This is a genomic window from Klebsiella sp. HC6, from assembly GCF_022605325.1.
Taxonomy (GTDB): Bacteria; Pseudomonadota; Gammaproteobacteria; order Enterobacterales; family Enterobacteriaceae; genus Klebsiella; species Klebsiella terrigena.
Genome location: NZ_CP093276.1, coordinates 3,321,831 through 3,343,369, shown reverse-complemented (window position 1 = coordinate 3,343,369; position 21,539 = coordinate 3,321,831). Strand labels below are relative to the sequence as shown.

Below are 21,539 nucleotides of genomic sequence, written 5' to 3'. Positions count from 1 at the left end.
TGCTTTGGCAACAAAGCGCTGCGCTTAAAACCAGGTCTCGAGCTGGGCGCCGAAGATCAGCGTGCCTCCGCTGTGGTAGCCGGCACTGCCAAAGGTGTCGGTGGTGGAGTAGCTATCCAGGGCTTTGTCCCAGTTCATCCAGGTGGCGAAGAAGCGAATTTCCGGGCGCTCAAAAAAGTCGGTCACCTTGTGCATTTTAAAGGTCGGAGCAAAGGTCAGCTTGTAGTAGCTTCCGCGGGCGGGCCGGTTGCCGTTAAAGCCTCTGGGGTCGATATCCATATACTGGTAGCTGGCCTCGTACTGCAGGGCAAAGTTCTGATTGAGCTCCTGGATAACCCTGGCGTTGAGGGTGACCCAGTCGTAGCGATCGCCGTCCAGGTAGCGGCTATTGCTGCTCTGGGCGACGATGAGTGGCGCCAGGCTAAGCCGGTCGGTCAGGGAAGTGATGCCGTAGGAGGCGAATTTAACGGTCCAGGCGTCATCGATCAGATAACCGTCCGACCCCGGGCCGCGCACTTCCGCCCCCAGCGCCTGGCCATACAGCAGCACCGTTTTGGACAGTCCGGGCCGGAGCCCATAGAAAGTGTCGCCATGATACGCCATCATGGTGTTGAAGCCTTTGGACGCCGCCTTATCCGTCGCCAGGCCATCATTAATACGCTTATCGTTATCCTTAGAGTAGAGGCCGTTGACCATCCACTGCCACGGGCCTAATTTATTATTGAGCGACAGGGTATAGTTCTGAATATAGGTATTGGCGGCCCCGGTCATGTTGTTATATTCAACGTTCTCCATGGCATCAATATCATTAAAGTTACGCCCGTAAATCGCCAGATTGGTTTTGACGTCGCCGGCCAGGTTAACGTCATAAATACCGGCCCCGGTACCGATTAAATTCATCATGTCGGAGTCGAGCCAGTGAATATCAAAGTTATCGCGATCCTCGCGCTTACCTGCCCACAGGGTTGCGTGCTTGAACGCCCCGGAAAAGGATGGAAGGTCGCTCATTTCGGCAAACGCCTGACGCAGGTTCATTTGGCCGTTAAAGGCGCTGTCGGTATTATAGGTTTTATCCCATTCGGCAATTTTCATGTAATAACGCAGCTTAGCGTTATTATCATAGCGACGCAGATAGTTAATATCGGCGGTGACGTAGGTGTCTGATTCATTGCCGAGACGGCCGACGCTGCCGCCGGTGCTTCCGGCGGGCGTCAGGGAAGGGCCGACGGTGCTGGTGGCCCCTTGCTTTCCGGTGAGAATCCCGGTGCGGGCATAGCCGCCGATTTTAATTTCAGCCGGGTCCTGGTTAAGCGACTTATTTTTTATTGAAGCAATATCGCGATCCGTTTTTTGCTCAACGGCCAGCAGGCGCTGCCGGGCCTGGCTGGCATTATTCTCGGCGGCGGCGGCTCTCTTTTCCGCTTTATCAATCTTTTGTTCAGCGTAGCGTAAATCTATTTTGGACTGTTTTAATTCAGCCTCAAGTTTTTCCAGACGGGCGTTGATGTCATTAAGCGTAATATCGGCGGCGTGCGCGGATAACGGCAGCGCCAGCGCGCAGAGCGTAAGGGTATAGATTTTCATTATTAATCCCTGTGCAGAGAATTCCCGCGCTGCGGGCATAGGCAAGCCTGCAGCACGGAAGAGTGTGCCAGCAAAAATTATGTTGCTGTTATTAAGCCGTCAGGTGGCGGCTAGCTGCGGGTTATCATTTTTTGGCCACGGGTTTCTTGGTATTAACAAAAAGAGTCGCGGCAATAAAGGAAAAAATAAATACCGCGATGCCGACGGTGATATAGCTAATAAACTGGTAGCGGTCGTAGAGGTACATCAGCGGAGAGAGCAGGACCGCCAGGCCGTAAGAGTTAGCCTTGATCGCCATCAGCGAGAGCACCATGCCGCCCAGCGCGGAGCTGGTGAGCATCACGACAATGGCCCGGATCCCCGACTGCATCACAATCCCGAACAGGGCCGGCTCTGAGACCCCCAGCAGCTGCGTTATAGTGGCGGAGATGCCGGCGGTCTTAAAGGCCAGGTTCTTTGATTTCAGCGAAATAGCCAGGCACACGGCGGCGTTGGCAAAGCCGTACATCGCGCAGACCGTAATCAGCGGATTAAAGCCGGTGCCGGCAATCAGCGACGTTTCAATCATGATGAACATATGGTGCATCCCGGTCATCACGGCGATGGGATAAATAAAACCGATCAGCAGGCCGCCAATTCCAGCCGGCAGGGCGAGGAACTGCCCAATCGCCATCACCGCATAATGTTCGAATCCGTGCACCAGCGGGCCTAATACCAGCAGGGCAATGGCGAGTGCAATCAGGATGACGATAAAGGGCGTGAAAATAAGATCCATCGAGTTCGGCATGACTCTGCGGAAATAGATCTCGAGTTTCGCGCCGATAATACCGGTAATGAGCGCGGTGAGGATCGAACCCTGATAGCCGACCAGCGGAATAAAGCCAAATATATATATCGGCGCGGCGTGGCCATATGCCACATCGTAAGCGTTGGGCAGCGCCGGGGAAACCAGCATCAGGCCAATTAAAAAGCCGATAATCGGTGTGCCGCCAAACTTTTTAAATGCCGACCAGCAGATAAACGCCGCGAGGAAGGCAAAGGCGGTATCGCAAAGGACGGTGGTTAACGTCTGCAGGTAAACCGGGATATCCTGCACGTTTCTGCCAAACCAGCCCAGTACCGTATCGTTAAAAATTACCCCCTTCAGGCCGAGAAACAGGCCGGTGGCGCCGAGCACCGGGACGATCGGCACGAACACGTCAGAGAGGTTTCTGATGCCTCGCTGCAGCCTGCCCGTGCTCTGCCGACTCATCTCGTCTTTGCTAACTTCGGCAACCTGGAACTCTTCCACAAACGCCTGGTAAACCTTGTTGACGATACCGGTGCCGAGAATGATCTGATACTGACCTGAATTATAAAACACGCCTTTCACTTCGCCGATCTGGCGAATTTTTTCGTCATCAATGGCTTCGCGATCCTTCACCTGTAAGCGCAAACGCGTCGCGCAATGGGTGGCCGATGCAATGTTGTCCTTGCCAATCGTATTAACAATATCAATGGCGATATTTTTATATTTGTTCATTTTTAACGCATCCCTTAATGAGAATGGTCTGGTACGGTTTGAGGGTAGAAGTTACGTTGGTGTAATTACTGAGCACGATTTCCCCGTCAGGCAGGGTAAACGGCTGCTCTTTGGCGCTGAGGTTAGTGATGGAAATAAGGCGCTCGGTTGCCGAGCTTCTTGCATAGGCGATAACGTTCTCGGCAGCCTCCTCCAGCGGGGTGAAGGTGCCGTAAATCAGCGTTTCAGGGAAGTCGATATTTCTCAGGGCAATCATCTTTTTGTAGAAAGAGAATACCGAATCGGCTTGCGCCAGCTGGCTTTGCGCGTTCAGCGACGTATCGTCAGTGGACAGCGCCAGCCATGGCCTAGCGCCGTTGTTAAAGCCTGCATTGACGCCGTCGGACCACGGGAACGGCGTGCGCGAATTATCTCTTGAGCGGTGGTTAACAAAGCCCATAGCCTCCTCGGTGCTAAAGCCTTCCGCCAGCGAGCGGTAGTAGTTATCGAGGCTTGAGATATCGTTAAATTCGTTAATCTCGCTGCGGCAGAAGTTCTTCATCCCCAGCTCCTGTCCCTGATAGATAAACGGCGTGCCGCGCATGAAAAAGTACATGGCCGCGAGGGCCTTGGCGCCGATCTCGTTCTGATAGTCAGCGTCGCGCACCAGTTTCGATAGGGCGCGAGGCTGGTCGTGATTCTCAATAAAAGTGGTACCCCATCCCGCCCGGGCGAAGGCCAGCTGGCTGGCAAACAGGGTTTCCCTGAACGCCTTGACGCTCCAGTCGCATTCCCTGAACCACTCTGAACCATTTTCAACGTCGATATCGGCGGCGTGGAAGTCAAATATCATGTCGAAATAGCCTTCCGGCCCGATAAAGCGCTCATACTCTTCCAGCGGAACGCCGGGGGCTTCACCGACGGTCACGCAGCCGAATTTGTTAAAGGTCTTTTGCTTCAGTTCGTTGAGGAAAAGCTCAATCCCCGGCCGGTTGCGGGCCTTGCTTTTGACTGAGGCCAGGCCGTCGATACCGTCTGATGGCAGCGGGCTGAAGTCCTGATCCTTTTTGATAAAGGTAATGGCGTCGATGCGGAACCCGGCGATCCCTTTTGCCAGCCACCAGTTAATCATTGCGTAAATTTCTTCGCGCAGCGCCGGGTTTTCCCAGTTCAGGTCGGGCTGTTTTTTATGAAACACGTGGAGATAGTAAGTCTCTTCGCCGGGCACTTTTTCCCACACGCTGCCGCCGAAAATAGAGCGCCAGTTGTTGGGGGCCGCACCGTTAACCGCCGGTTTAAAAATGTAGTAATCGCGGTAGCGGGAGTCCGGGTTCGCCAACGCCTGGCGGAACCAGCGGTGCTCGTCGCTGGTATGATTGACCACCAGATCGATCATCACCTTTATCCCCATCTCTCCGGCCTGCGCTATCAGGTCGTCCACGTCCCGCATATCGCCAAAATCAGGATTCACCGCGAAGTAATCGGCGATGTCATAGCCGTTATCCGCCATCGGCGACTGGTAAAACGGCGACACCCAAATGAGGGTAATTCCCAGGGTCTTGAGATAGGGGAGTTTCGCAATGATGCCGCGAATATCGCCGGTCCCGTCGTTGTTGCTGTCATAAAAGCTCTTCGGGTAAATCTGATAGACGACGGATTCCTTCCACCATGCGTGCTGCTGGGGTGTGTTCATCACTTCTCCTTGATATGATATCGATACCATATTGAAATAAAAAAATTAAGCGGACGCTCTGATAATCAATTCAGAGTGCAAATCCTGCTCGTCGTACTGATAGCGGGCGCCGCTGATGAGCGCGAGCAGGCGTTCTACGGAAATTCTGCCCAGTTGCTCAATCGGCTGGCTGACGGTGGTGAGAGGGATGTTGATCATCTCCGCCACCGGCAAATTATCGAAGCCCACCACCGCAAGATCTGCTGGCACGCTCACGCCGCCAGCGGTAAGGCCGGCAATCAGGCCGCAGGCGACCTCATCGCTGCCGGCAAAAATCGCGTCTGGGCGCTCGCTGGCGGCCATTTGCAGCATTTTGGTGGCGAGACCTTGCCCGTCTTTATAGGTATGCATCTGGCGGAAAATCAGCGCGGGATTGATATCCAGCTTTCCGGCCTGCATGGCGTCGATAAAGCCCTGGTTTCTGCGGCTGCCGTGGCCTTTCTGCTCGAAGGTGCCGCCGGTCGAATAGGCGATATTTTTATAGCCCTTGTTGATCAAGTAGGTCACGGCGCCATAGGTCGCCCGGCGATCGTCCACTTTAACCACCGGCAGGCTGGTGGCTTCGAGGCTGGTATTACACAGCAGGATCGGACCGTATTGCTGGTATTTCTCCAGCACGTTCTTATTGCTCTCTACCGCGCATAAAATCAGGCCATCGATGATTTTTTTCTTCAGCAGGTCGAGGCAGTTTTTCTCCTCCCCGGCGCTGTCGTGGTTTTGCACGATCAGCACCGAGTAGCCATTTTTGCGCGCGGTGACTTCCAGGGCATCGACCAGGCTTGCGAAGAAGGGGTTGGTAATGCGCGAGATAAGCACCCCAATACGGTGCGTTTTGACGCCGCGCATCTGCTGGGCAACGGTGCTTGGCTCGTAATCGAGCGCCTGCATCGCCGCCAGAATCTTCTCTTTTTTATCATCAGAGATATAGGGATGATTATTCAGGAAGCGGGAGACCGTGGTGACGGAAAGCCCGGCTTTTTCTGCTACGTCTTTTATGGTGGCCATAGAATTTTTATGAAAACGATATCATAGTTCGGTAAGCTATTTTCAGCCGCCGCTTAAGTCAACCCGCATGTTTTAAAATATGATCGATCTCACAACAATTTTATCCGTCGGGAGCCGCCGCGGTTATTCAGCTGCGGGGGAGTGAGGGGATACTTTGCGAGAATCGCCGATCCGGCGGGAAATTTGCTAGAAAATGTTAATGGAGCGCATAAATAGCGGTTTCGCCTCTCGACGTTGGGCGCCGGGCTGCCTATTATTCTTGGGTTTGTTTATTTTAAGATGTTTCCGAGGGGAGAGACGATGCGAGCTGCGTTTTTAGTTGGGTGTGCCGCGTTATTACTGTCGGCCTGCAGTAGTGAACCCGTTCAGCAGGCGACGGCGGCCCACGTATCACCGGGCATGCGCGCTGCGATGAGCAGCACCGGGCAGGCAAACTGCGCGATGATCGGCGGCTCGCTGTCGGTGGCGCGTCAGCTGGACGGCTCGGCGATAGGGATGTGCGCGCTGCCTAACGGCAAACGCTGCAGCGAGCAGGCTCTGGCCGGCGGCAGCTGCGGTAACTACTAAGCCGCACTCCTGCCTCTGCGGGCGCCGTGAGCTACCCTCGTGCCCGCTGCATTGAGGCTCCCTTGGGTGCCTGCCGGACGGGTAATTAGTTAACCAGATCGGCGAGCTTATACACCAGCGTGCGATCGGCGGTCGCCAGCGTCAGCTGATTTTCGGTTAAATCGACCTGCGCCCCGTCGCGCAGCATTTTGCCGAGCGTGGCGTCGAGCTCGTTAAGCTGCGGGTCAGCGCACAGCATCCGGGTCATCGCCAGCGCTTTGACCTTCAGCTCGCCATCCGACACCTTGCCTTCGCCGCTAAAGCGGTTGCACATATTGCCTGAGACGAACGTCTTCTCGCCAAAGCTCAGCTCCAGCGGCTTCGAGCCCTCCTTGAGCGGCTGACCGTTGACGCTGGTCAGGACAAACCGATGGTGCTGAAGCTGCTCCGCGCTGGTGGACACCTTGCTGTTATATACGCAGCCGGAAAGCAGCATTCCTGCCGCCAGCAGTGCAGCAAACTTATTCATTTTTTCTCCAGAAATATTTCACATCTTTTAGGTAAGCGGAGTGTAACTGTACTGCAGGCAAATTCTGTGGGGCTTATCTGAATGTGCCCCCCGCAGGGGGAGGGCACAAAAGGGGAAGGATATCAGACCAGCGCGTTGGCGCAGGTTTCACCGGCGTCAACCTGGCGCAGGTTGTCGAGGGTGGTTTGCGAAATACTGATTAACGCCTCGGCGGTGAGGAACGCCTGATGCCCGGTGAACAGCACGTTATGGCAGGCCGACAGGCGGCGGAACACGTCATCCTGAATCACGTCGTTGGATTTATCTTCGAAGAACAGATCGCGCTCGTTCTCATAGACGTCCATCCCCAGCGCGCCGATTTTCTGATGCTTCAGGGCGTCGATGGCCGCCTGTGAATCAATCAACGCGCCGCGGCTGGTGTTGATGATCATCACGCCATCCTTCATCCGATCGAACGCCGAATGGTTCAGCAGATGATAGTTCTCATCGGTCAGCGGGCAGTGCAAAGAGATCACGTCCGACTGCGCGTACAGCGTCTGCAGATCAACGTACTCGACGCCGAGATCCAGCGCGGCGGCGCTTGGGTATGGATCGAACGCCAGCAGGCGCATGCCAAATCCTTTGAGGATCCGCAGGGCCGCCACGCCGATTTTCCCGGTACCGATCACGCCGGCGGTTTTACCGTACATGGTGAAGCCGGTTAAGCCTTCGAGGGAGAAGTTGGCATCGCGGGTACGCTGATAGGCGCGGTGAATGCGGCGGTTCAGCGACATCATCATGCCGATAGCGTGCTCGGCGACCGCTTCCGGCGAATAGGCCGGCACGCGCACCACCCGCAGACCCAGCTCTTTGGCCGCGTCCAGATCGACGTTATTAAAGCCAGCGCAGCGCAGGGCGATGTACTTCACGCCGTGCGACTTCAGCTCTTCCAGCACCGGGCGGCTGCCGTCGTCGTTAACGAAAATGCACACCGCCTCGCAGCCGTTGGCCGTTTTGGCGGTTTTTTCGGTTAACAGGAAATCGAAGAACTCGAGTTCAAAGCCATATGTATCATTAACATGCTGAAGGTACTTTTTATCGTACTGCTTCGTACTATAAACAGCGATTTTCATAAGACTTTTCTCCAGTGATTATACCGTCACGGTAGCATATTTAAAATAATCATACAATTCTTAAAAATTAGTTTAAATAACAGGTTATAATCATAATTCTAGAGTATATCTCTGCGTGGAGGTATCGCTTTAAAAGATAATGTGTTTTTACCACAGGCTGAAGCTGAAGGCGCCTGGCGCCAGCAGGATCAGCGGCCACAGCAGGCCGGAGCTGACGTTGGCGAGCTGAAAACGCCAGAAAGAGACACCGCTGGCTCCGCTGGCGAGCGGAAGGGTGGCGCGCAGCGGAGAAAGGAAGCGGCTGAAAAATACCGCCCAGGCCCCGTGGCGGCGTAAAAACCGCCGGCTGCGAGAGAGACGCTCGGCGCTAAGCCAGCGCAGGCGGTGAAGATGGTGTTGATAGCGGCGCCCCACCCGCCAGGAGAGCCAGAATCCGCCGATTGCTCCAAGCCCGGCACTGAGCCACATTAGCAAGAAATGCCCGAGGCTGGCGGAGGCGAAGGTACCGAGCAGCAGCAGACCGGAGGTGCCGGGCACCAGCAGCGAGACGATCGCGCAGGATTTGCTGAACGTCAGCAGGAACACCAGCAGCAACAGCAGCGCGTAGTGGTCCTGCGCCGACTCAATCAGCGAGTAGATAAACGCCACGCTTTCCCTCCGGCCTGCTCTGATGATGATTTGCCAGTGTGACAGGGACTGGCTAAATGAAGGCTAAATCAGCGGCGGGTCAAAAATCGCCGCAACGATGGCGGCGCAGCGGCTATTCTTAGGCAGGACGCAAACTTTAACTCACTGGTCGAACGTGCCACAATACGCGCTACATTCGGCATATACTATTGTTGATTCAGGATATTAAGCGCCCATGAAGGGTAAATATAAAGCCGCTATCGCGCTGGTGTTAGCACTCCTTTTGCTCCCGCTGGCGCTGCTGTCGACGCTAACCCACTGGGTGCCGACGCTCGCCGGGATCTGGCTGCCGGCGGGGACCCGGATCTCGCTAACCGACAGCCCGCGCCTGACGCGCACCGCGCTGCGTATCCCCGATTTACGCTACATGGTTGGCGACTGCGAGCTGGCAAGGGTCACCAACGCCCAGCTTTCCCACCCCAGCCGCTGGCGCCTGCATCTCGATGAGCTGGATATCAACAGCGCCTGCCTGAGCAAACTTCCGGAGAGTGAACCCGCCCCCGGCGCGCCGCGCACCCTGGCGGAATGGCAGTCGATGCTGCCCTATAGCTGGCTGACCATCGAGAATCTGCGCCTGTCGCCGTGGGAAAAATGGCAGGGGCGGCTGGTGATGTCGCTGACGCCGACGCAGCAGGATATCGGCTACAGCGGGTCGGAAGTCACCGTGCAGGCCCGCCTGCGCGGCCAGGCGCTGACCGTCAGCGACTTCTCCGCGCGGCTGGTTGAAGGCCAGGCGCCGGTCAGGCTGGTCGGTGAGTTCCATATGCCGCTGGTGCCGGACGGCTTCCCGGTTGACGGCCATCTGCTGAGCACCTTTGAATTTCCGCAGGAGCCGGGGCTGGTTGACGCCGAGCTGGAGTGGCAGAAAAACCGCGGCCAGCTGCTGGTGACGCCGCGGGGCGAGGTGCAGCCGATGCTCGACCTGCCGTGGGAAATTACCCCCGAACGCATAGCGATCAGCGACGGTCGCTGGAGCACCGAATATGCCGGCTATCCGCTGAGCGGCCGCGTGGCGCTGTCGGTGGACGACTGGCAGGAGGGAACCGAGAATATGCAGGTCAGCGGGCGCCTGAACGTGCTGACCCAGGGGGAGGCCGGAAAAGGCAACGCGGTTCTCAACGTCGGACCCGGTAAGCTGAGCATGGATAGCAGCGATATGCCGCTGCGGCTCACCGGCGAGGCGAAGCTCGGGGATCTTATCGTCTACGCCGCGCTGCCGGCCAGGCTGAGCGGTCCGCTCACCACCCCGGAGCTGACTTTCCATCCCGGCGCGCTGCTGCGCTCGCGAGGGAGGGTGATTGACTCCCTTAATATCGATGAAATACGCCTGCCGCTGGCGGGGGTCAAGGTTACCCAGCAGGGCGTCGACGGCCGGCTGCAGGCGATTCTGCGCGCCCACGAGCAGGAGATGGGCGACTTCGTCCTGCATCTTGACGGCAAGGCCGACAACTTTATGCCCGACCGCGGCCGCTGGCAGTGGCGCTACTGGGGAGAGGGGCACTTCACGCCGATGCAGGCGCGTTGGGACGTGAAGGGCGCGGGAGAGTGGGTGGACAGCGCCATCGTCCTGAACAGCCTGTCAACCGGCTTCGATAAGCTGCAGTACGGCACCATGCTGGTCAGCACCCCGCGGCTGACGCTGGAACAGCCGATTCGCTGGCTGCGCGACGAACAGCATCCGAAGCTGACCGGCGCGCTGTCGCTGGATGCCGGCAAAACCAGCTTTAGCAGCGGCAGCGAGCTGCCGCCCTCAACGCTGAAATTTAGCCTCGACGGGCGCGACCCGACCTGGTTCCAGTTTAACGGGTCGCTGCACGCCAATAAAATCGGCCCCGTGCGGCTGACCGGCCGCTGGGACGGCGAGCGCCTGCGCGGCCAGGCGTGGTGGCCGAAGCAGTCGTTGACCGTCTTCCAGCCGCTGCTGCCGCCGGAGTGGAAAATGAACCTGCGCGAAGGGGCGCTGTACGCCCAGGTGGCCTTCTCCGCCGCGGCCGATCAGGGCTTTGAGGCCGGCGGGCACGGGGTGCTGAAAGGCGGAAGCGCCTGGATGCCGGATAATCAGATCAACGGCGTCGATTTTGTGCTGCCGTTTCGCTTTAGCCAGGGGACCTGGCAGCTCGGCACCCGGCGGCCGGTTTCGCTGCGCATCGGCGAGATAGTTAACCAGGTGACGGCGCGGAATCTCACCGCCGACCTGCAGGGCTCGTATCCCTGGAGCGAAAGCAGCCCGCTGCAGCTCAGCAACGTCAGCGTCGATATTCTTGGCGGCCAGCTGACCATGCAGCAGCTGCGTATGCCGCAGCACGATCCGGCGCTGCTGCGCCTGCGGCACATCTCCAGCAGCGAGCTGGTGAGCGCGGTGAATATCAAACAGTTCGCCATGTCCGGCGCGTTTAACGGCGCGCTGCCGCTGTGGCTGGATAACGAAAAATGGATAGTCAAGGACGGCTGGTTGAGTAACCCCGGTCCGATGACCCTGCGCCTTGACCCGGATATGGCCGATGCGATGGTGAAGGACAATATTTCAGCGGGCGCGGCGATCAACTGGCTGCGCTATATGGAGATCGCCCGCTCGTGGACGCGCATTAATCTCGATAATCTCGGCGTCCTGACGCTGCAGGCGACGATTAGCGGCACCAGCCGCGTCGGGGAGAGAAGTAATACGGTCCATCTCAACTACTCTCATCAAGAGAACATTTTTGACCTGTGGCGCAGCCTGCGCTTCGGCGACAACCTGCAGGCATGGCTTGAACAGAATGCGGTGCTTCCCGCTCAGCGCTGTAAGGATAAGCAACACTGTACGCCTGTTGGGACAGGCGCTAAGGAACAACGATGATAAAACTGCTAACGATGCTGCTGGCAACGACGATACTGCTGACGGGCTGTACGCCGCGGATTGAGATTGCGGCATCGAAGGAGCCGATCACCATCAATATGAATGTCAAAATTGAACATGAGATTCATATCAAAGTGGATAAGGACGTCGAGGATTTGCTCAAGTCGCGTAGCGACCTGTTCTGAGGTAGCGATGAGAAAACGACTGTTGACGACCGCCCTGGCGCTGGCGCTGTTTAGCACCTCGGCGATGGCCCTGACGCTCGGCGAGGCGCGGGAGCAGGGACGGGTTGGCGAAACGCAGAGCGGCTATCTTGCCCCGCTGCGCCAGGATCGGGAAACCCTGGGTCTGGTGAAGCAGATCAACGCCGCGCGCAGCGAAAGCTATCAGCGGCTGGCGGATGAGAACAACCTGCCGGTGGATGAGGTGGCGAAAATGGCCGGCCAGAAGCTGGTTGCGCGGGCGCAGCCGGGTGAATACGTGCAGGGTCTGAATGGCAAATGGCTGCGTAAGTAATCAGCGGCAGCGCTTGCGGTACTCTCCCGGTGAAACGCCGAAGCGCTGCTTGAAGGCGGTCGAGAAGTGGCTGTGGTCGCTAAAGCCCCAGCTGTAGCCGATCCCCGCCAGCTTTTCATCATCGTGGGCGTTGCTCAGCGCCCGCGCGCACAGATCCAGACGGCGGTTCTTAATATACTGGGCCACCACCAGCCCCTTATCGGCGAACAGCCGGTAGAGGCTGCGCACCGACATCCCCGTCTCGCCGGCCAGCCACTCCGGGCGCAGATGTTCCGCCTGAATCGACTCATCAATCAAAGCCATAATTTTCTGAAACTGCTTCTCGCGCCGCGACGGCTGGGCCTCGTGATGGTGCAGCATCGGGCGCAGCAGGCAGACGATGGCTTCCAGCGCGGCCTCGCTCTCGCTCTGCGAAAGCGCCGGGCTGCTCATGCTTTCGTGCAGCAGACGCTGGCTCAGCTGCACCATCGGCAGGGACTTGCCCAGGCGGGTGGCGATGCTGATTTCGCTCCCGCGCAGCTGCTGCTCCAGCAGCTGGCGGGGCAGCAGCAGCGACGCCTGGCGCGAGGTTTGCTGCCAGAAGATAGAGCAGGGGCGGGAGGCATCGATCAGCGTGATATCGCCGGCTTCGAGCACCACCTGACGATCGTCCTGCTCAATGGCCGCCTGGCCGGAGAGCTGGAATACGGTATAAAACCAGGCATCGTTATCGCGCCTGATTTCGTTGCGGGTGCGGTACAGGTTGACGCCGCGCGCGGTGACGGTGCTGACCTTGAGATTGCCGGCATAGCTGGCGTCAATCTCCCCGTGAAAGTCGCTGTCCAGCGGACGTGCGGCAAAGTTTCCGCAGACCTGATTGATTTTCGCCAACCAGCGCTGGTAGTCCTGTCCGTTATCTGCCGCCGCCATAGCTCGTCTCTTGTAATAATAATGTTTTCGCATTGTTGCATTTACGCTGCGCCAAACAAGAGCGAAGCGCGGAGTATATGAAAGAACTATTACCTGAGGCACATTTTTGCCCGCGCAATATGCCTAATTGCGGCGGCTGTCACAGCGGCAAAAACGAATGTCACAGAGAAAAAAGCGTGAAGCCTGAGCGCGTCGTAGACTGAATTCACGATCCGTGAGGAATAAGGAAGCGATATGTCCACAGCACAGGTAGCGCTGCTTGCCAGCGTACAGCAGTTTTTAGACAGACAGCATGGCGTGTATATCGACGGTGCCCAGCAGGCGGCGCAGAGCGAAAAGCGGCTGACCGTCTGGAACCCGGCGACCGGGGAGGCGATAGCCAGCACGGCGGACGCCGGTGCCGCGGACGTCGACCGCGCCGTGATGTCGGCGTGGCGCGCGTTTGTCTCCCGCAGCTGGGCCGGACGCACGCCGGCCGATCGCGAACGTATCCTGCTGCGCTTTGCCGACCTGGTTGAGCAGCACGGCGAGGAACTGGCGCAGCTGGAGACTCTCGAGCAGGGCAAGTCGATTAATATCTCCCGCGCCTTTGAAGTCGGCTGTACGCTGAACTGGATGCGCTACACCGCCGGGCTGACCACCAAAATTAGCGGCCGCACGCTGGACGTGTCGATTCCGTTCCCGCAGGGCGCGCGCTACCAGGCGTGGACCCGCAAGGAGCCGGTTGGCGTGGTGGCGGGGATCGTGCCGTGGAACTTCCCGCTGATGATCGGCATGTGGAAGGTGATGCCGGCGCTGGCGGCGGGCTGCTCCATCGTGATTAAGCCCTCGGAGACCACGCCGCTGACCCTGCTGCGCGTAGCGGAGCTGGCGAGCGAAGCCGGCGTGCCGGACGGCGTATTTAACGTGGTCACCGGCAGCGGCGCGGAGTGCGGGGCGGCGTTAACCTCGCATCCGCAGGTGGCAAAGGTGAGCTTTACCGGCTCGACGGCGACCGGCAAACAGATTGCCCGCGTGGCCGCCGACCGGCTGACCCGCGTGACCCTTGAGCTGGGCGGTAAAAACCCGGCCATCGTGCTGAAAGACGCCAACCCGGAGTGGGTCATTGAAGGGCTGATGACCGGCAGCTTCCTCAATCAGGGGCAGGTGTGCGCCGCCAGCTCACGGATCTATATCGAAGCGCCGCTGTTCGATACCCTGGTGAGCGGCTTTGAGCAGGCGGTGAAGTCGCTGCAGGTCGGCCCCGGAATGCAGGAATCAACCCACATTAACCCGGTCGTTTCCCGGACGCACTGCGACAAGGTCGCCGCCTATCTCGATCAGGCGCGGCAGCAGAACGCCGAGCTGATTACCGGCAGCAGCGGGCCGGACGGCAAGGGCTACTACATTGCGCCGACGCTGGTGATTAACCCCGATGCCGGGCTGCGGCTCAGCAGAGAGGAGGTCTTTGGCCCGGTGGTGAACCTGGTGCGCGTCGCCGATGGCGAAGAGGCGCTGCGTCTCGCCAACGACAGCGATTTTGGCCTGACGGCCAGCGTCTGGACCGGCGATTTGAGCCAGGCGCTGAGCTACACCGAGCGCCTGCAGGCGGGCACGGTATGGGTCAACAGCCATACGCTTATCGACGCCAACCTGCCGTTTGGCGGCATGAAGCAGTCCGGTACCGGCCGCGACTTCGGCCCGGACTGGCTGGACGACTGGTGTGAAACCAAATCGGTCTGCGTGCGCTATTAGCCGCTGACCCGGCGCCTGAGGTTCGACCGCTTACCCCGGCCGCGAATTTCGGGCGTCGCGTGGCGCTGGCCGCCGTTCTGCTGCTGATTTTGCTTCTGCCCCGACGCCTTGCTCTGCTGCTCTTTGAGCAGCGATCCCAGCAGGCCGATAGATTCCGTAAGCTGGCTTGACCACGCCTGGGTTTCCTGCTGCTGGATGCGGTGGATGTCATTAATAAACGCCGCGGCAATCCCGGCGGCGTTTATATAATGCAAATCCGCGTCTGCGTGACTGGAGGCATCGTTTTGGATCCATCCGCTAATAAACTCCGCATAGCGCGTCTCAATGGCAATAATGGTTCGAATATAGTACAGCCAGCCGTCGGTCAGGCGAAACACGCGGTCGGCAATAAATAGCAGCATCGCAATTGTCAGCAGCCCCAGTGAAATTTGGGTTAACCATAGCTTACCCGCGTCAGTTTGCGTAAATGGGAGCCTGAAAATTTGAATAGCGGCAATAGCAACAATCGCCGTGAATACCGTGAATAAAAGAAGCAACGAGAGCCAGCGTTTTTTCTTTACTTCCTTTTGATACCAGCCAATTATATTTTCTTCGTATTCGTTACAGGTTTTAAAAATAGCCTCGAGCTTTTGCGGCTGGTTCAATGAACTCAGCTTTCCTATATCGCTCAGCGCGGCGGGCCGGTGAGTTTCTGTCCCCATGATGATCCCCGCAATAACGTTGACTTGATTAGCATGCTAGCCAAATGTCGCCGTCAGCGCCTGCCGCTAAACCGCGCGGGGAGTAAGAGGGCGTCTTTTCATTTGTTCTGCCGATCCGATTACAGTCTGCTATTTTTAATTTGTCAAACATCCCCTTTTAATGCGGCCTGTCGATGAGGTTCATATGAACTTACTGGTCTTTTGTGACGGTACCTGGAATACCCCCCAGCAGCTTGATGATGGCAAACCCGCGCCGACGAACGTGGTCAAATTGCGCAACGCCGTGACGGAAAATAGCGCCCAGCGCGTCTATTATCACCCCGGCGTCGGTACCGACGGCGGCGTTGTCGATCGTTATATTGGCGGTGGCATAGGCGACGGTCTGGATAAAAATATTATTAGCGCCTATTACTGGCTCGCCACCAACTATCGACCCGGCGATAAAATATGGTTATTTGGCTTTAGCCGTGGGGCCTATACGGTGAGAAGCCTTGGCGGAATGATCTCGCGCTGCGGTTTATTAAATGCCGGCGGAGCCGGAACCGGCGACGATAAAGTCTGGGAGGACATCAACGCGCTGTTCAGCCTTTACCGACAGCCGGCGGCCAGCGCGCCGGCGGTGATAGCCAGCGTCGGGCGGCCCTTCTATGAGGTCGCCACGGGAAATCCCACCAAAGAGAGCGTGCCGATCTATTTTATTGGCGTCTGGGAAACGGTGGGGTCGCTGGGGATCCCTGACGACCTGGCCTTAGCCAACCTGCTGGATGACCCGAAAAAGTATGCGTTCCACGATACCTCCTTGAGCCCGATCGTCAAAAACGCCCGCCACGCGCTGGCGCTGGACGAGCAGCGGCAAAGCTTTATCCCGACGCTGTGGGATAACGTGGCGGCAAACCCGCGGGTGAAGCAGCGCTGGTTCGTCGGCGTGCACTCCGACGTTGGCGGTGGCTACGCGCAGTGCGGACTATCGGATATCCCTCTGCAGTGGATGATGTCCGAAGCGCGCGATCTCGGCCTTGAGCTGCATCCGGATATCGCTACCCAGCTCAGGCCCGATGCTCAGGGCCTGCTGCACGATTCGGTGACCGGGGTGTTTAAGCTGCTGCACACCTGCCCGCGCGGGGTGCCGCAGATTGTAGCGGGCAGCGCCGACGTTGATGGCAGCGTCCTGCAGCGTCAAAGCCAGCCGTCGCTGCTCCACGGCGGCTACCGGCGCCTCAGGGCGCTGACGCCAGAGCATCCGGTAACGTTCGACGTCTTTTCTCGTGAGCGCTGGAATGAAACCGGGGTTTGGCTGGAGGCGGGCGTCGAGTACCGGTTTAGCGCCTCGGGAAAATGGATGGACAGCTCGATACCCTGCGATGCCGACGGCACCGATGACGGGAAGTTTTACCCCGGCGAGGCGGCGCAGATTCTGGCTTCCGTCGCCGATAAGCTGGAGATGCTGTGGAAGGGGGCGACCAAAAATCAGGACGTCGACTTTTGGCTGAGCAGGCGCGTTGGCACGGCGCCGTGGTTCGCGCTGATCGGCGTGGTCGCCAACGGCGCCGGCGCCGTTCCCGCCGTCCCTCAGCAGCGGCATCAGATCTTCGTCATTGGCAGCGGATGCTGCTTTACGCCGGCCAGGAGCGGCTATCTATACGCTTACGCCAACGACGCCTGGCAGATGTACGATAACAACCGCGGCAGCGTCGCCCTGACCGTCAGCCGCTAAACCGGCCGCGGGCCGCCAACAATCGTTTTCCTGCCGGCGGGGCTTGCTGAAAGCGATGATTTATCGCTACTGTTTGTTTTCTTTCCCGCCGTCAGGGCGGGAACTGACTCAACAGGAGGCGATCGTCATGTCGAAAGAACCTGCAGTTGCGCTGATAGGCCCCGGCGCCATCGGTACCACCATCGCGGCAGCGCTGCACGAGGTCGGTCGTACGCCGACGGTGTGCGGGCGTACCGCGCATCCGCAGCTATCGCTGCGCTTTGACGGCGGACAGATTACCGTTCCCGGTCCGGTACTGACCGATCCCGCGACCGTTGCGCGTCCGTTCGACCTGGTTTTCGTGGCGGTGAAGGCGACGCAGATTGACGACATTAGCGCATGGCTGACGGCGCTGTGCGATAAAAATACCCTGGTTTGCGTGCTGCAAAACGGCGTTGAACAGCAGGAGCAGTTTGCCGCCAGGGTTGCGGGCGCCACGGTGCTGCCTGCGGTGGTGTGGTTCCCGGCGCTGCGGGAAGAAGCCGCCTCCGTCTGGCTGCGCGCGGCCCCGAGGCTGACGATACCCGACACCGCGCAGGCCAAACTGGTGCAGGACGCGCTGCGCGGGACCCGCTGCGCCGTGGATCTGGCCGAGGATTTCACTACCGTTGCGTGGCGCAAGCTGCTGCAGAACGCCGTCGCCGGCCTGATGGTGCTGGCGGGGCGTCGCGCCGGCATGTTTTCTCGGGAGGATATTACCGCCGTGGCCTTAGCCTATTTGCGCGAGTGCCTGAGCGTCGCGCGCGCCGAGGGTGCAAAACTGAGCGACAGCGTGCCGCAGGAGATCGTTGAGGTCTTTCACCGCGCGCCCGCCGATCTGAGCACCTCCATTCTTATCGACCGCGAGGCCGGGCTGCCGCTGGAGTGGGATATTCGCAACGGCGTAGTGCAGCGACGCGCTCGCCGGCACGCTATCCCGACGCCGCTGAGCGATCTTATCGTACCGCTGCTGGCCGCCGCCAGCGACGGGCCGGGCTGAGGGGCAAAAGGATGGCAGGGAGCCGCTGAGCAAACTCTGCTATCATCCTGCTTTTATCGTGCCGTACTGAATATGCTCAACCATACCATCTGCTACCACCGCTACGGGCCGCCGGAGCGCGTGCTGGCCCTGCACACGCGGCCTCTGCCGACGCTGGCGGCGGGGAAAGTGCGCGTGCAAATGCGCTATGCACCGCTCAACCCTTCCGATCTTATTCCCGTCACCGGCGCCTATCGCCACCGCACGACGCTTCCCGCCGTGGCCGGCTATGAAGGCGTTGGCGTGGTGGTTGCCGCATCGCCGGGCTCGGGCATAGCGCCCGGTCAGCGTGTGCTGCCGCTGCGCGGCGAAGGAACCTGGCAGAGCTATCTCGATATCGCCGGCGAGTGGCTGGTGCCGGTGCCGGACGGGATTGACGACAGGCTCGCCGCGCGGGGCTATATCAATCCGCTGACCGCGCTGCTGATGCTCAGGCGCTGGCCGGTGGCGGGTAAAAATATTGTCCTTACGGCCGCCGCCTCATCCGGCGCCAGCCTGCTGGGCCAGTGGGCGCTGCGGAGCGGCGCGCGTTCGGTATGCGGGGTGATTCGTTCGCCGCAGCATCGTGAACGGCTGGAGCTGCAGGGGATCTATCCGCTGATGACGACGGATCGCGGCATGCTTGGGCAGGTGCTTCAGCAGACCGATCTGCTGTTTGATGCGGTGGGCGGCGAATCCTCCAGCGAGCTGCTGGCCATGCTGCCGGCATCCTCGACGCTTATCTCCTGGGGCTTACTTTCCGGCGCGCCGCTGACGCAATCGCGCCACGGCGCGCGGGTGAGTAAATTTCATCTGCGCGAGGCGCTGCCGCCGCTGTACGTCGGCGAGTGGCGGGCGGCGTTTAGCGACATCTGGCAGCTGCTGCCGCAGACCGCCATGCCCGCGGCGCAGGTGCTGCCTTTTAGGCGCTGGCAGGAGGCTATCGTCGCCAGCGGGCGGCAGGGAAGCGCGCGCAAAATCCTGCTCGATTTCAGCGAGCCCGGCGAAGCCTGAGACGAAAAACGCCGCCGGAGAGGGCTCCGGCGGCGCCTGGCTGTCTTGCTTCAGCAGGGCTGCGTCTACTTCTTCTTCTCGCCCAGGGTTGGGGTTTCATCGAAGAAGTTCCACGGCTTCAGCAGCGCGTGGGCCCATTCGGTAGGCATAATCGGCCACTCTTCTGCGCGCGCCACGTGGGTGGTGCCGGTGGTGATCCACACCACGTCATCATGGTTGTCCAGCGACTCGTTATCTTTTGCGTACTGACCGAGGCCGGTATCGTGAATCGAACGGTTGGGATACTTGCCTTCCGGGTAGCGCTCCTCCTGATGATAGCGGGTGACCCACAGCTGTTTATCCATAAAGCTCAGGCGGTGATAGATCCACTCATCGGGGGCAAACTTGGCGCCGGTCGCCACCGGATGCGTCCCGCCGGCGTAAGGGATTATCTGGTACGACACCGGGTTACCCATCCGGTTTTCTTTCGTGGTGTTGCTCAGCAGGCGGATGGTGCCCGGGTCAAATTTCTGCGCCGCTTTCTGTTCCGTATCGATGGCGTACTGGTTAATCTGCATGGTGCTGGTACGCGGGCCGCCGGCGGTATTCGGCTTCACTTCCGGGTCCATCGCCACCAGGCTGTTGTTCTCGCCGTCGACGTCGAGATCGAGGCGGAAGTTGTAGATATGCTGATGGGTGGTGCCGACGATGTTATGGTCGATCAGCGTCCCGTAGCGGGTATCCTCTTTGGCGCTCGGATCGTGCATGGTCTTCGCCAGCACGCCCTTCACCGCCTCAATCCCGGTGGCTCCCGCGTCGATGCCGATGGTGCCGTTCTCGTGGAATACCCAGTCAAAGATGTAGTCGTAGTTGCCGACGGTGCTTATCCAGCGCACCACCAGCTCGCGGCGCTCGGTGCTGACGTTGGGCTGGCCCATCTCCTGGTGCTTGTACTCCGGCCCGGCATAGCGCTCGAAGATCGCCACGGCGCGCGGAATGGTGGTCGGCGTGCCGGTGTAGTCAGCGATGGTTTCATCCAGCAGCACCGAGTTGGCCGGCGCGTCCTTGCCGCGCACGATAGGCGAGGTCAGGGTGCCCATCCCGTAATCACCGGAGTCGAGATAGGCCTTAAAGTACCAGCCGACGTCCGGATCGCCGTACGGGACAATCATCCCGCCGAGGGAGCCTTCGTACATCACCTGGCGCTTTTTACCGTTGTCGTTGTAGGTCACGGTGGACAAAATCGGCCCGACGCGCGAGTTCAGGCGCAGGTGGAAATCCCAGTTCTGCCAGTGGATCATATCGCCGGTGATGGTGTAGTTTTTGCCCTCCGGCTCGGTGATATCCAGCGGCTTGACCGCCGGTTTCACGCGGTCGCGGCCGTCGTAAGGGCGGGACTCCATCGGCACCGGGATCACCGGACCTTCCTCAATCTTGATGATTTTCTTCTGCTCGAGATCGACCACCGCCACCAGGTTCTCAATCGGGTGCGCCCAGTAGTTGCCGTCACCGGTATCCAGATAGCTCACCACCTTCAGCAGCCGCGCGTCCTGTTTCAGGCCATCTTTGCCGTCAAAGTAGCCGACGGTCAGCGGGGTGGTGATCACCTTTTTGGTATCGGTGATGCCGTGCTTTTTCAGCACTGCGGCAAACTCATCGCTGGCGTTGATGATGTTTTGCACGCTGGCGAAATCGTCGAGCAGCACCATGCCGTGGGCGTCTTTGATCGCTTTCCACGAGAGGATCTTCTTGTTCTGTAAATCGACCACGCTTTCGATAACGTGCTTACCGTCGAGCATCACCACGTCGGCGGTACGCGGCGCGTCCACGGCGGTACCGTTCAGCGCAAAGGCCCACACCGCCGCCTTATCCGGCTCGTGGAGGGAGATTTCGGTGAAACGCGTATTCGGGCGGAACTCCGGCGCCGCTTTGACGATGGTGACCGCTTCGCTGATTTCCGCCGAGGTTAAGGAGTTGAGCGGGTGGGGGCGTTTTTCAACCTGGAAGGTTTGATCGAGGCCGGACTGGAACACGTCGTTGATAAAGGTCTCGGAAACCCAGGCTTTACCCTCTTTCATCACCACCGGAACCTGCAGGTTCAGCGGTTTGCCGTTAACGATGGCCGTTTTGGCGCCGGGCTTCACTTTGACATAGGCGCCGTCTTTGATCAGCGTAAACATCTGGGCATAGTCGTCCCACTGCACGTCGGCGCCAAACTCCTGCAGCGTCTTGTCCATCGGGACCATATGCGCTTCGCTACCGTGCGCCAGTACCGGCGTTTGCCAGGCGCAAAACAGGGCGACAGCCAGGGCCAAAGCCGTTTTACGCGGGGAAAGAATCGAGCCGTTTGCCATTGTGACCTCGTCTTATTGTTGTGTTGTGCCTTGCCGCTGCGAAAGTCGGC

At 59.1% G+C, this 21,539-nt stretch carries 18 protein-coding genes; 8 read left to right on the top strand and 10 right to left on the bottom strand.

What is annotated here, in order from left to right:
* Positions 1 to 24: 24 nt before the first annotated feature.
* From MMW58_RS16190 to MMW58_RS16175, 4 genes are all read right to left on the bottom strand, one after another.
* Entirely contained in the window at positions 25 to 1,584 is a 1,560-nt protein-coding gene (locus tag MMW58_RS16190) for a carbohydrate porin (protein WP_241721626.1), read from the bottom strand.
* Between the two features lie 124 nt (positions 1,585 to 1,708).
* Complete coding sequence (locus MMW58_RS16185; protein ID WP_241721625.1) at positions 1,709 to 3,106, bottom strand: PTS transporter subunit EIIC; 1,398 nt, start codon at positions 3,104 to 3,106, stop codon at positions 1,709 to 1,711.
* A complete protein-coding gene (locus tag MMW58_RS16180) occupies positions 3,093 to 4,778 on the bottom strand; it encodes a glycoside hydrolase family 13 protein (RefSeq protein WP_241721624.1) in 1,686 nt (561 codons plus the stop codon). The genes MMW58_RS16185 and MMW58_RS16180 overlap by 14 nt, the downstream gene beginning before the upstream one ends.
* A 45-nt stretch (positions 4,779 to 4,823) precedes the next feature.
* A complete protein-coding gene (locus tag MMW58_RS16175) occupies positions 4,824 to 5,822 on the bottom strand; it encodes a LacI family DNA-binding transcriptional regulator (RefSeq protein WP_133597916.1) in 999 nt (332 codons plus the stop codon).
* Between the two features lie 300 nt (positions 5,823 to 6,122).
* On the opposite strand from MMW58_RS16175, the gene MMW58_RS16170 reads away from it, so the two are divergent.
* A complete protein-coding gene (locus tag MMW58_RS16170; RefSeq protein ID WP_041145253.1) occupies positions 6,123 to 6,389 on the top strand; it encodes a putative hemolysin in 267 nt (88 codons plus the stop codon).
* Between the two features lie 85 nt (positions 6,390 to 6,474).
* Here MMW58_RS16170 and hslJ read toward each other — a convergent pair whose 3' ends face one another.
* The 3 genes from hslJ to MMW58_RS16155 all read right to left on the bottom strand — a co-directional run bounded on the left by hslJ (position 6,475) and on the right by MMW58_RS16155 (position 8,657).
* On the bottom strand, positions 6,475 to 6,897 hold the full coding sequence (hslJ, locus tag MMW58_RS16165; RefSeq protein ID WP_133597918.1) for a heat shock protein HslJ: 423 nt from the start codon (positions 6,895 to 6,897) through the stop codon (positions 6,475 to 6,477).
* 122 nt (positions 6,898 to 7,019) lie between these two features.
* Positions 7,020 to 8,009: a 2-hydroxyacid dehydrogenase gene (locus MMW58_RS16160; protein WP_133597920.1), complete on the bottom strand. Its 990-nt coding sequence runs from the start codon at positions 8,007 to 8,009 to the stop codon at positions 7,020 to 7,022.
* Positions 8,010 to 8,156: 147 nt separating this feature from the next.
* Positions 8,157 to 8,657, bottom strand: a complete 501-nt coding sequence (locus MMW58_RS16155) for a DedA family protein (protein WP_241721623.1) — start codon at positions 8,655 to 8,657, stop codon at positions 8,157 to 8,159.
* A 214-nt stretch (positions 8,658 to 8,871) separates the two neighbouring features.
* Between MMW58_RS16155 and MMW58_RS16150 the strand changes: the two genes are divergently transcribed.
* From MMW58_RS16150 to MMW58_RS16140, 3 genes are read left to right on the top strand one after another with little or no spacing between them, the layout of a single operon-like run.
* A complete protein-coding gene (locus MMW58_RS16150) occupies positions 8,872 to 11,532 on the top strand; it encodes a YdbH family protein (RefSeq protein ID WP_133597924.1) in 2,661 nt (886 codons plus the stop codon).
* A 14-nt stretch (positions 11,533 to 11,546) separates the two neighbouring features.
* On the top strand, positions 11,547 to 11,717 hold the full coding sequence (locus MMW58_RS16145; protein ID WP_370461201.1) for a YnbE family lipoprotein: 171 nt from the start codon (positions 11,547 to 11,549) through the stop codon (positions 11,715 to 11,717).
* Between the two features lie 7 nt (positions 11,718 to 11,724).
* A complete protein-coding gene (locus MMW58_RS16140; RefSeq protein ID WP_241721622.1) occupies positions 11,725 to 12,048 on the top strand; it encodes a YdbL family probable chaperone protein in 324 nt (107 codons plus the stop codon).
* Here MMW58_RS16140 and feaR read toward each other — a convergent pair whose 3' ends face one another.
* The gene (feaR, locus tag MMW58_RS16135; RefSeq protein ID WP_133597928.1) at positions 12,049 to 12,957 is read right to left on the bottom strand and encodes a transcriptional regulator FeaR; all 909 of its coding nucleotides are present in this window, start codon (positions 12,955 to 12,957) and stop codon (positions 12,049 to 12,051) included.
* Positions 12,958 to 13,191: 234 nt separating this feature from the next.
* Between feaR and MMW58_RS16130 the strand changes: the two genes are divergently transcribed.
* Entirely contained in the window at positions 13,192 to 14,691 is a 1,500-nt protein-coding gene (locus tag MMW58_RS16130) for an aldehyde dehydrogenase family protein (RefSeq protein WP_133599980.1), read from the top strand.
* Here the strand turns inward: MMW58_RS16130 and MMW58_RS16125 are convergent.
* Positions 14,688 to 15,392 (bottom strand): SLATT domain-containing protein, encoded by a 705-nt coding sequence (locus tag MMW58_RS16125; RefSeq protein ID WP_241721621.1) that lies wholly within the window; start codon positions 15,390 to 15,392, stop codon positions 14,688 to 14,690. The two genes, MMW58_RS16130 and MMW58_RS16125, sit on opposite strands and share 4 nt — an antisense overlap.
* 184 nt (positions 15,393 to 15,576) lie before the next feature.
* Here MMW58_RS16125 and MMW58_RS16120 point away from each other — a divergent pair, with 184 nt between their 5' ends.
* The 3 genes from MMW58_RS16120 to MMW58_RS16110 all read left to right on the top strand — a co-directional run bounded on the left by MMW58_RS16120 (position 15,577) and on the right by MMW58_RS16110 (position 19,156).
* Positions 15,577 to 17,106 (top strand): DUF2235 domain-containing protein, encoded by a 1,530-nt coding sequence (locus tag MMW58_RS16120; protein ID WP_241721620.1) that lies wholly within the window; start codon positions 15,577 to 15,579, stop codon positions 17,104 to 17,106.
* A gap of 127 nt (positions 17,107 to 17,233) precedes the next feature.
* A complete protein-coding gene (locus MMW58_RS16115; protein ID WP_133599977.1) occupies positions 17,234 to 18,124 on the top strand; it encodes an oxidoreductase in 891 nt (296 codons plus the stop codon).
* A 72-nt stretch (positions 18,125 to 18,196) separates the two neighbouring features.
* The gene (locus MMW58_RS16110) at positions 18,197 to 19,156 is read left to right on the top strand and encodes a zinc-dependent alcohol dehydrogenase family protein (protein WP_241721619.1); all 960 of its coding nucleotides are present in this window, start codon (positions 18,197 to 18,199) and stop codon (positions 19,154 to 19,156) included.
* A 65-nt stretch (positions 19,157 to 19,221) separates the two neighbouring features.
* On the opposite strand, the gene tynA is transcribed toward MMW58_RS16110, so the two are convergent.
* Positions 19,222 to 21,489, bottom strand: a complete 2,268-nt coding sequence (gene tynA, locus MMW58_RS16105; RefSeq protein WP_045855134.1) for a primary-amine oxidase — start codon at positions 21,487 to 21,489, stop codon at positions 19,222 to 19,224.
* Positions 21,490 to 21,539: the final 50 nt, after the last annotated feature.